The organism is Actinophytocola sp., from assembly GCF_035634895.1.
Classification (GTDB): Bacteria; Actinomycetota; Actinomycetes; order Mycobacteriales; family Pseudonocardiaceae; genus Actinophytocola.
In genome coordinates this window covers 1-11,034 of record NZ_DASQCC010000096.1, presented here as the reverse complement: position 1 = coordinate 11,034, position 11,034 = coordinate 1, and the positions used below count along the sequence as shown (strand labels likewise).

Sequence of the window (11,034 nt, the reverse complement as noted above, 5' to 3'; positions counted from 1 at the left end):
GACCTCGTCGAACGCCTCGGCGAACACCGGGAAGGCCGCGTACAGCTCCCGGCCCATCCCGGCACGCTGCGATCCCTGTCCGGAGAACAGGAACGCCGTCGCGCCGGGCACCACGCGCCCCGTGACCACCCCGGGGCCGTCCGCCCCGTCGGCGAGCAGGTCCAGGCCAGCACGCAGGTCGTCGGTGTCGGTGGCGACGACCACTGCTCGGTGGTCGAGGGGGTCGCGGCCGGTGGCCAGGGAGAACCCGACGTCGTCCGGGCGCTGGCCGGCGAGGGAGTGTCGGAGCCGGTCGGCCTGGTCACGCAGTGCCGGGGCCGTGTGTCCGGAGACCACCCACGGGATCGAGGGCGCGGGAGCCCGCTCGGGCGCCGGCGCGGCCGGTGGCGCCTGCTCCAGCACGACGTGTGCGTTGGTCCCGCTGATCCCGAACGAGGACACGCCCGCACGCCTCGGTCGCGCGACCTCCGGCCACGGTTCGTTCGCGGTCAGCAGCGCCACCGCACCGGCCGACCAGTCGACGTGCGGGGTCGGCTCGTCCACGTGCAGGGTGGCGGGCAGCACCCCGTGCCGCATCGCCATGATCATCTTGAGGACACCGGCGACACCCGCCGCGCCCTGGCTGTGGCCGATGTTGGACTTGAGCGAACCGAGCAGCAGCGGCTGTTCGCGGTCCTGGCCGTAGGCCGCGATGATCGCCTGCGCCTCGATGGGATCGCCGAGCCGGGTGCCGGTGCCGTGTGCCTCCACGGCGTCCACGTCGGCCGGCGTCAGCCCAGCGTCACGCAGCGCACCCAGGATGACGCGCTGCTGGGACGGGCCGTTCGGCGCGGTCAGGCCGTTGGAGGCGCCGTCGGAGTTCACCGAGGAGCCGCGCAGCACGGCGAGGACCTCGTGCCCTTCGCGCCGGGCGTCGGAGAGCCGCTCCAGCAGGACCAGGCCGGCGCCCTCCGACCACCCCGTGCCGTCGGCCGAGGCGGCGAAGGACTTGCAGCGCCCGTCCGGGGCGAGCCCACGTTGCCTGCTGAACTCGATGAAGGCTCCTGGCGAGCACATCACCGTCACCCCGCCGGCCAGCGCGAGCACGCACTCGCCGCGACGCAGCGCCTGGGCCGCGAGGTGGATCGCCACGAGCGACGACGAGCACGCGGTGTCGACGGTGACGGCCGGGCCCTCCAGCCCGTAGGTGAACGCGACCCGCCCGGACGCGACGCTCGCGGTGTTGCCGGTCATCAGGTAGCCGCCGAGCGCGTCGGCGCTCGCGCCGGGCCGTGGCCCGTAGTCCTGGCCGGTCATCCCGACGAAGACGCCGGTTCTGGTGCCCCGCAGGGAGGACGGCGCGAGTCCGGCTCGTTCGAACGCCTCGTGGGCGGTCTCCAGCAGCAGCCGCTGCTGGGGGTCCATGGCGAGCGCCTCACGCGGTGAGACACCGAAGAACGCCGGGTCGAAGTCGGCCGCGTCGTGCAGGAACCCGCCCTCACGGGTGTAGCAGGTGCCGGGGTGGTCGGGGTCCGGGTGGTAGAGCCGGTCGAGGTCCCAGCCGCGGTCGGACGGGAACGCGGAGACGGCGTCCCGGCCGTCGGCGACCAGCCGCCACAGGTCCTCCGGGCTCCGCACCCCGCCCGGCAGGCGGCAGCTCATCGCGACCACGGCGATGGGCTCGTGTTCCGCCTCCTCCATGGCACGCAGGCGTTGACGGGACTCCCGCAGATCGGCGGTGACCAGCTTCAGGTATTCGCGGAGAGTCTCGTCGTTCGCCATTCAACGCCATCCGTTTCCAGAAGGGTTCACCACTTCGATGCTCGTGCAGACCCGGACAGCCGAACAACCCCTACCGAGCCCCTAGCACCCCATTCGGCGATATTCGGAGAGGAAATAGAAATGCATTCTTCCGGTCAGCGGCCGAGTTCTTCGCGAATGAGGTCGAACAGCTCGTCGTCGGTCGCCGACTCGAGGTCGGCCGAGGCGGATACCGCGTGGTCAGCGCCGTCGTCAACGTCGTCGCCAGCGCCCCGTTCCCGCGCCTCCCACACCGCGGCCAACTTCCGCAGGCGTATCCCGACCCGAGCCGACTCGACACTGTCGGCGGACAGTTCTCGCAGCATTTTCTCGAGGCGCTCTATTTCGACCGTAACAGATTTCTCACCGGATTCGGCGGCGGGAGACATTTCGGTCACGAGATACCGTGTCAATTCCTCGGCGGTCGGCAGGTCGAATACCAGGGTTGCGGGCAGCCGCAGTCCGGTCGCGGTGTGCAGGCGGTTGCGCAGCTCCACCCCGGTCAGCGAGTCGAGGCCCAGTTTCTCGAAGCTCTGCCCGGCGGTGACCTGTTCGACGGACTCGAACCCGAGCACCGCGGCGACCTCGCGCCGCACGGCCGCCAGCACCACCCGCTCCCGCGCGGGTCCCGCCAGCCCGGCGAGCTGTCCGACCAGGCCTGCCGGCGGTGGTGCCGCGGTCCGCCGGACCCGGCGGCCCCGGTCGCGCAGCAGGGGCGAGTCGGCGCGACCGGTCTGCCGCAGGGCCAGCAGAACCGGTTCGGAGCGGTGGAGCGCGGCGTCCAGCATGGCCAGGCCCTGCTCCTCGGTCAGCGGCGCGAGGCCCGCACGGGCCATCCGCCGCCGGTCGGCCGCACCCAGCGCGTCGGCCATCCCGCCGCCCGCCCAGGGACCCCACGCGAGCGACCGCGCGGGCAGACCGAGGTCGTGCCGGCATGCCGCCAGGGCGTCCATGGCCGCGTTGGCTGCCGTGTAGTTGGCCTGGCCGGGGTTGCCGAGCGTCGCCGCGGCCGAGGAGAACAGCACGAAGGCGGCGAGGTCCTGGTCCTCGGTCAGCTCGTGGAGCCACCGGGCCGCGTCGAGCTTCGGCCGCAGCACGGCGTCGATCCGGTCCGGTGTCATCGACTCGACCACGCCGTCGTCGAGCACGCCTGCCGCGTGCACGACGGCGGTGAGCCGCCGGCCGGCGATCGCACGCGCGAGCGCGTCGCGGTCGGCGACGTCGCACACGGTGGCCGTCACCCGCGCACCGGCCAGTGTCAGGTCGTCGCGGAGCTGGCCGGGCACCGGGCCGCGGGCGAGCAGGAGCAGGTCGCGGACGCCGTGCCGCTCGACGAGGTGGCGTGCGACCAGTCCGCCGAGCACCCCGGACGCGCCGGTGACCACGACGGTGCCGGCGGGGTCGATCGGCGCCGGGACGGTCAGCACCAGCTTGCCGACGTGCTTGGCCGCCGCCAGGTGCCGGACGGCCTCCCGCGCCCGCCGGATGTCCCACGTGGACACCGGGAGCGGGACGACTCTGCCGTCCTCGAGCAGGCCCAGCACGATGCGCAGGATCTCGCCGACCCGGTCCTGGCCCGCGTCGAGCAGGTCGAAGGCCCGGTAGGCCACGTCGTGGGTGGCGGCGACGTGGTCGGGGTCTCGGAGGTCGGTCTTGCCCATCTCGACGAACCTGCCGCCGGGCGACAGGACACGCAGGGACGCGTCGACGTACTCGCCCGCCAGGGCGTTGAGCACCACGTCCACACCCCGGCCCCCGGTCGCGGCCAGGAAGGCCGGTGCGAAGTCGGTCGTCCGCGACGACGCGATGTGCTCGTCGTCGAGGCCGAGGCCACGCAGGGTGTCCCACTTCCCGGGGCTCGCCGTGGCGAAGACCTCGGCGCCGAGGTGGTGCGCCAGCTGGACCGCGGCCATGCCGACACCGCCGGCACCCGCGTGCACGAGCACGGTCTGCCCCGCCCGCAGCTCGGCGAGGTCGACCAGTGCGTGGTAGGCGGTGCAGAAGGCGACGGGGACGGCGGCGGCCTCCGTGAACGACCAGCCGGGCGGTACCGGTGCCAGCAGCCGGTGGTCGGCCGTCGCGAAGGGACCGAAGCCGTCGGTGAACAGGCCCATGACCCGCTCGCCAGGCGCGATCCCGGTGACGCCCGGCCCGGTCGCCACCACCACACCGGCGCCCTCGCTGCCCAGCGGGGCCTCACCGGGGTACATGCCGAGGGTGATCAGCGCGTCGCGGAAGTTCAGGCCGGCGGCCCGCACCGCGACTCGCACCTGGCCGGGGCCCGGCTCACCGAGCGGCCGGGCCGCGAGCACGAGACTGTCGGCGGTGCCGCCGGGGGTGCGGGTCAACCGCCAGTCACCGCCGTCGGGTACGGCCAGCTCGTCGGTCACCGGGACGACCGCGGGGACGAGCAGTTCGCCGTCACGCACGGCGAGCTGCGACTCGCCGGCGCCGATCGCCACGCGTACCGCGGCTTCCGTTGTCCGCCAGTCGTCGGTGTCGGTGTCCAGCAGGACGAACCGGCCGGGGTGTTCGGCCTGGACGGACCGGACGAGGCCCCACACCGCGGCGCCGGGGAGGTCCGGGGCGTGCCCGGTCGCCCCTCGGGTGACCAGCACCTGGGTCGGCGTCTCGTCGGCCAGCGCCGCACGCACCAGCGCCAGGGCGTGCGAGGTCGCGCCACGCACGTCCGGGAAGCCGGTGATCTCCTCGACGACCAGGTCGCCGTCGACGGCCGGGCCGTCGGCCGGCGCCGGCCGCCATTCCAGGCACCGCAACGGGTCGGTGGCCGCGGTGAGCTGGTCCTCGCGGATCGTACGCAGCAGCAACGAGTCCACCGTCGCGACCGGGGCGCCGGCGGGATCGGCCAGTCGCACCGAGACCTCGTCGGCACCGGTGACGGTGATGGCCACTCGCAGCGCGGTCGCCCCGGACGCGGACACCGTGACCCCGCGCCACAGGAAGGGGAGCCTCGTGCCGTCCTCGTCGGCGAGCGGGCCGAAACCCATGGCGTGCAACGCGGCGTCGGTCAGTGCCGGGTGGAGCAGGAAGTCGTCCACCTCCCCGGCACCGTCTGGCAGCTCGACCTCGGCGAACACCTCGTCGCCGCGCCGCCACGCCGTGCGGAGTCCGACGAACGCCGGGCCGTAGTGGTAACCACGCGCGGCGAGGTCCTCGTAGACACCGGAGGTGTCGAGGGGCGCCGCGCCCGCCGGGGGCCAGATCGTGTCGGCGGCGGCCTGGACCGGTCGCGCGGGTGTGACGGTGCCGGTGGCATGCCGGGTCCAGGGGTCGCCGTCCCTCTCGTCGGGCCTGGAGTGGACGGCGACGGTCCGGTGTCCGTGCTCGTCCGCCGCGCCGAGCGACACCCGCAGGTGCACGGCGCCGGCCAACACGAGTGGTGCCTCGATCACCAGCTCCTCGATCCGGTCGCACCCGCCCTCCTCCCCGGCACGCAGTGCGAGGTCCACGAAAGCCGTGCCCGGCAACAGAACCGTGTCACGGACGGCGTGGTCGGCGAGCCACGGCCGGGTACGGGTGGACAGCAGCCCGACCAGCTCCACACCATCGTCCGGCATCGGCAGCACCCCGTCGAGCAGCGGGTGTTCCGCCTGCCGCATGCCGGGTCCGGTGGCGTGCGCAGGACCGGGCGCCAGCCAGTAACGACGACGCTGGAACGGGTAGGTGGGCAGCGGCACCGTCGCACCGCCGGTTCCGGCGAGCACCGCGCGCCAGTCCACCGCGTGGCCTCGGGAGTGCAGCCTGCCGACCGCGGCCGTGATCGTCTCGACCTCGGCGGTGTTCGCGCGCAGTGCGCTGACGAGTTCCGCGTCGGGCGCGGTGTCCTGGCCGAGCGCGGTCAGAACACCGTCAGGTCCGAGCTCCAGCATGGTCACGGCACCCGCGGCCAGTACGCCGTCGTGGAACAGCACCGGCCGCCGGACGTGGTCGACCCAGTACTGGGCGCTGTACTCCTGCTGGAGCGCACCGGACACGGTGGACACGATCGGGATGCGTGGCTCGTGGAAGGTCAGCGTGGCCGCCACGGCAAGGAACTCGTCGAGCATCGGGGCCATGAGCGACGAGTGGAAGGCGTGGCTGACCGTGAGCCGCCTGGTCCTGCGGCCCATGGCCGCCCACCGGCCTGCCTCGGCGAGCACGGCGCTCTCCTCACCGGAGATCACCACCGACGACGGGCCGTTGACGGCGGCCAGGCACACCACGTCGGTCAGTGCCGGCGCGATCTCGGCCGGCGTGGCCGTGATCGCGACCATCGCACCGCCCTCCGGCAGTGCCTGCATCAGCCTGCCGCGTGCGGACACCAGAGTGCAGGCGTCCTCGATGGACAGCACGCCCGCGACGTGCGCGGCCGCCAGTTCGCCGATCGAGTGCCCGACGAGGACGTCAGGCCGCACGCCCCACGACTCGACGAGCCGGAACAGCGCCACCTCCAGCGCGAACAGGCCGGCCTGGCTGTAGGCGGTGCGGTCCAGCAGCTCGGGCTCACCACCGAAGACCACGTCACGCAGCGGCACGTCCGTCGCGAGCCCCGCGCAGACCTCGTCGAACGCGGCCGCGAACACCGGGAACTCGGCGTGGAGCCGGCGTCCCATGCCCACCCGCTGCGAACCCTGGCCGGAGAACAGGAAGGCGAGCCTGCCCGGCACCGGGGTGCCGATCGAGCCGCCACCGCCGGCGATGTCGTCGAGTCCACGCAGGAAACCGTCCCGATCGGCGGCGACGACCACGGCGCGATGGTCCAGCGCGGCTCTCGCGGTCACGAGGGTGTGCGCCACGTCCGCCGCCCCGAGGTCGACGGCCGACCTGAGACGGGCCGCCTGTTCGCGAACCGCCTGCTCGTCCGCGCCGGACAGCAGCCACGGCAGCGCGGATCGGGCGGCGACGTCCCGTGTCGGGGCGGCGGGTGCCGCCGGTGGGGCCTCGATGATCACGTGGGCGTTGGTGCCGCTGACGCCGAACGACGAGACACCGGCCCTGCGCGGTCCGTCCGGCCACGGTCGCGCCTCGGTCAGCAGCGACACCGACCCGGCTGTCCAGTCGGCGTTCGGTGTCGGTTCGTCGACGTGCAGGGTCGCGGGCAGCGTCCCGTGCCGCATGGCCAGCACCATCTTGAGCACGCCGGCCATGCCGCTCGCGGCCGCCGTGTGACCGATGTTCGACTTCACCGAACCGAGCCAGAGCGGCCGGTCGCGGTCTTGGCCATAGGTGGCCAGCAGGGCCTCGGCCTCGATGGGGTCGCCGAGGGTCGTCCCGGTGCCGTGCGCCTCCACGACGTCCACGTCCGCACCCGTCAGCCCGGCGGCGGCCAGGGCGGCCCGGATCACCCGTTGCTGCGCATGACCGCTCGGCGCGCTCAACCCGTTGGACGCGCCGTCGGAGTTCACCGCGGAGCCGCGGATCACGGCGAGTATCTCGTGCCCGTTGCGTTCGGCGTCGGAGAGCCGTTCCAGCAGTACCGCGCCGACCCCCTCACCCCATGCCGTGCCGTCGGCGGCGGCGGCGAACGGCTTGCAGCGGCCGTCGGGTGCGAGGCCGCGCTGCCGGCTGAACTCGACGAAGGCGGTCGGACCGACCACGACGGCCACCCCGCCCACCACGGCGAGGGAGCACTCGTCCTGCCGCAGGGCCTGTGCGGCGAGGTGCATCGCCACCAGCGACGACGAGCAGGCGGTGTCGACGGTGATCGCCGGACCCTGCAACCCGAACGCGTACGCGACCCGACCGGAGACGACGGCCGTGGCGCCGCCGGTCAGCTGGTACCCCTCCGCGCCGGAAGCGGCCTCCCCAACGCCATACCCCTGGGACTGGGCGCCCGCGAACACGCCGGTCCTGCTGCCCCGCAACGAGGACGGGTCGATGCCGGCCCGTTCGAACAGCTCCCACGACGCCTCGAGCAGCAGCCGCTGCTGCGGGTCCATCGCCAGCGCCTCACGGGGGGAGATCCCGAACAGTCCAGCGTCGAAGTGCCCGACGTCCTGGACGAAGGATCCGGTGCGCACGTAGGTGGCGCCGGGACGGTCCGGGTCGGGGTCGTAGATCGCGTCGAGGTCAAAGCCCCGGTCGGCGGGAAACTCCGAAACCGTTTCCCGACCCTGCTCGACCAGTCGCCACAGGTCCTCCGGCGAGTCGGCGCCGCCGGGGTAGCGGCAGCTCATCGCCACGATCGCGATCGGCTCACCGGGGTCGACCGTCGTAGCCGCCACCGCGGGCCGCGCGTCGACGCCCAGCGCCCGTGCGCGGAGGAAACCGGCGAGTTCCGCGACCGTCGGGTGGTCGAACACCACCGTGGTCGGCAGCGTCAGCCCGGTGGCCGAGACGAGCCGGTTGCGCAGCCGGACGGCGGTGAGCGAGTCGAGACCCAGTTCCCGCAGCGCGCGGTCGGCCGGAACCCGTTCCGTGAGCCCGAGCACCGCCGCGGCGTGTGCGTGCACCAGGTCGAGCCAGTCCTGTTCGGACAGGTCCGACGGCACGGGCTCTGCCGGGCCGGCGGGTTCGCTGATCTGGTTGGCCTCCGGCAGGTCTGCGATGAGCGGTCGGGTGCGCCTCGCGGTGAAGGCGGGGACGAACACCGACCAGTCGACGTCGGCGATCGCGGTGACGGTCTCGTCCCGGTCGAGCACCTGCCCGAGCGCCGCCACCGCGGCCTCGGGATCCATGGGCCGGATGCCGTGGGCGCGCAGGTGCGCCGCCGCGCCGTCCTCGGCCGCGATCCCGGCACCGCTCCACGATCCCCACGCCACGGACGTGCCGGCCAGTCCGCGTGCGCGACGACGCTCGGCCAGCGCGTCGAGGAAGGCGTTCCCGGCGGCATAGGCGCCCTGGCCGCCACTCCCCCACACCCCGGCGTTGGAGGAGAACAGCACGAACGCCTCGACCTCGGGCCCGGCCAGCTCGTCGAGCACCGACGCGCCGGCGACCTTGGCGCCGACGACCGCCGCCAGCTCGTCCACAGTGGTCTGACTGAGCGGGGTCAGCTGTCCCACTCCGGCGGTATGGAACACGGCGGTCGGCGTGTGCTCCGCCATGACCGCGGCGAGCGTCGCCCGGTCCGTGACGTCGCAGGCCACCACCGAGGCCCGTGCGCCGAGCGCGGCGACCTCGGCGGCGACCTGTGCCGCCTTCGGTGCGCGTTGGCCGCTCCTGCTGACCAGCACGAGGTGCTCGGCGCCGTGCCGCGCCGCCCACCTGGCGACCTGCGAACCCAACGCTCCGGTGCCGCCGGTGACCAGAACGGTTCCGCTCGGCCGCCAGCCCGTCCCGGCCCGCACGTCGTCGAGCGGCGCCCGCACCAGCCTGCGGACGAACACCCCGGCACCGCGCACGGCAACCTGGTCCTCGTCGCCGATGCCACCCAACACCGCGCACAGCCGGTCCGCGACGTCCTCGTCCCACTCGGCGGGCAGGTCGACCAGCCCGCCCCAGAACTCGGGGTGTTCCAACCCGACCACGCGGCCGAGCCCCCAGATCTGGGCCTGTGCCGGCCTGATCGCCGTGTCGCGGTGGCCGGTGGCGACGGCGTTCCTCGTGAGGAGCCACACGGGTGTCCGCCGGCCCGACGCGTGCACGGCACGCGTCAGCTCCAGGGTCGCGGCCAGGCCCGCCGGGACGACCGGGTGATCGGCCTCCGGTGACTCGTCCACGGCGAGCAGGGACACCACGCCGGCGACGTCCTCCACGAGAGCGCCGGTGATCTCGGCAGGTCCGACCAGGACCGGCGCCGCGCCCGCCGCGGTCAGTGCCGCGAGCACGCCGGCAACCAGGTCCTGGCCGGCGTCTTCTGGTCGCGCCACCACGAACCAGCGCCCGGACACCGGCTTCGCGGTCGTGGGATCGACCGCACGCCAGGCGATCCGGTACCGCCAGTCGTCCAGGCGACTGCCGGTGGGGGTCACGGGGTCGATCCAGTACCGCCGGTGTTCGAACGGGTAGGTCGGCAGCTCGACCCGGCGCACCTCGGGGCCGAACGCGCGGGACCAGTCCACCGGTGCGCCGTGGGCCCATGCCTCGGCGAGTCCGGCGACGAACCGGGGTGCTCGCCCGTCGTCGCGGCGGAGCGAGCCGGTCACGACGGCGTCCCTCGCGGTGGCGTCGATCGACTCCTGCACTCCGACGGTCAGTACCGGGTGCGGGCTGACCTCGGCGAACACCGTGTGCCCCAGCTCGAGCAGGGTGCCGACCGCCGGTCCGAACAGGACGGTCTCCCGCAGGTTGCGGTACCAGTACGCGGCGTCCAGCCCGGTGGTGTCGAGCCAGTCGCCCGTGACGGTGGAAAACATCGGCACCTCCGGCTGCTTCGGCCGGATCGGTGCCAGCGCCGCGAGCAGGTGCTCGCGGATCGCCTCGACGTGGTCGGAGTGGGAGGCGTAGTCCACCGGCACCCTGCGGGCGCGGACCCCGGCGCGTTCGCAGTCGGCGAGCAGCACGTCGAGCGCGTCGGAGTCGCCGGACACGACGACCGATCCCGGACCGTTGACGGCGGCGATGCCCAGCCGGTCGCCGAGCAGGTCGCCGACGTCCTCCCGGGACAGTGCGACCGACACCATGCCGCCCCGGCCGGTCAGCTCGGCCAGCGCCCGGCTGCGCAGCGCCACCACCCTGGCGGCATCCTCTATGGACAGTGCGCCCGCGACGCACGCGGCCGCGATCTCGCCCTGCGAGTGGCCGATCACGGCGTCGGGCCGGACGCCGAAGGAACGCCACAGCGCGGCGAGCGAGACCATCACCGCGAACAGGGCGGGCTGCACCACGTCGACGCGCCGGAGCGCCTGCTCGTCGGAGAGCACCGCCATGAGGTCCCAGTCGACGTGGTCGGCCAGCGCGGCGGCGCACTCCCGCAGGCTGTCGGCGAAGACCGGGAAGTCCTCGGCCAGCCCGACCGCCATCCCGGTCCACTGCGATCCCTGGCCGGGGAAGACGAAGACCGTCCTCGCGTTGGTGACCGCGGAGTCCATGACCAGGTCGGGGGCGACGTCGCCGGCGGTGAGCGCGGTCAGCGCCGGTCGCGGGTCCGCCGCGACGACGACCGCCCGGTGTGCCATGGCCGCCCTGGTCGTCGCGAGGGACGCGGCGACGTCGGCTTCGGGGACGGCGGACTCGGCGAGGTGGGACAGGAGCCGGGCCGCCTGCGCCCGCAGCGCGGTCTCCGTCCTGGCCGAGAGCACCCACGGCACCACCGCGGGCTCGGCCCGGTCCGGCGCCGGCGCGGGGGCGGGACGGCCCTGGAGGACGACGTAC

At 73.9% G+C, this 11,034-nt stretch carries 1 protein-coding gene and 1 pseudogene; both read right to left on the bottom strand.

Features of this window, described 5'->3' with window-relative positions:
* The coding region (locus tag VET29_RS13345; RefSeq protein ID WP_414636491.1) for a type I polyketide synthase at positions 1-1,725 on the bottom strand (1,725 nt) is incomplete at its 3' end.
* A 170-nt stretch (positions 1,726-1,895) separates the two neighbouring features.
* A pseudogene (locus VET29_RS13340) lies at positions 1,896-10,961 on the bottom strand (SDR family NAD(P)-dependent oxidoreductase); the annotation flags it as partial.
* Positions 10,962-11,034: the final 73 nt, after the last annotated feature.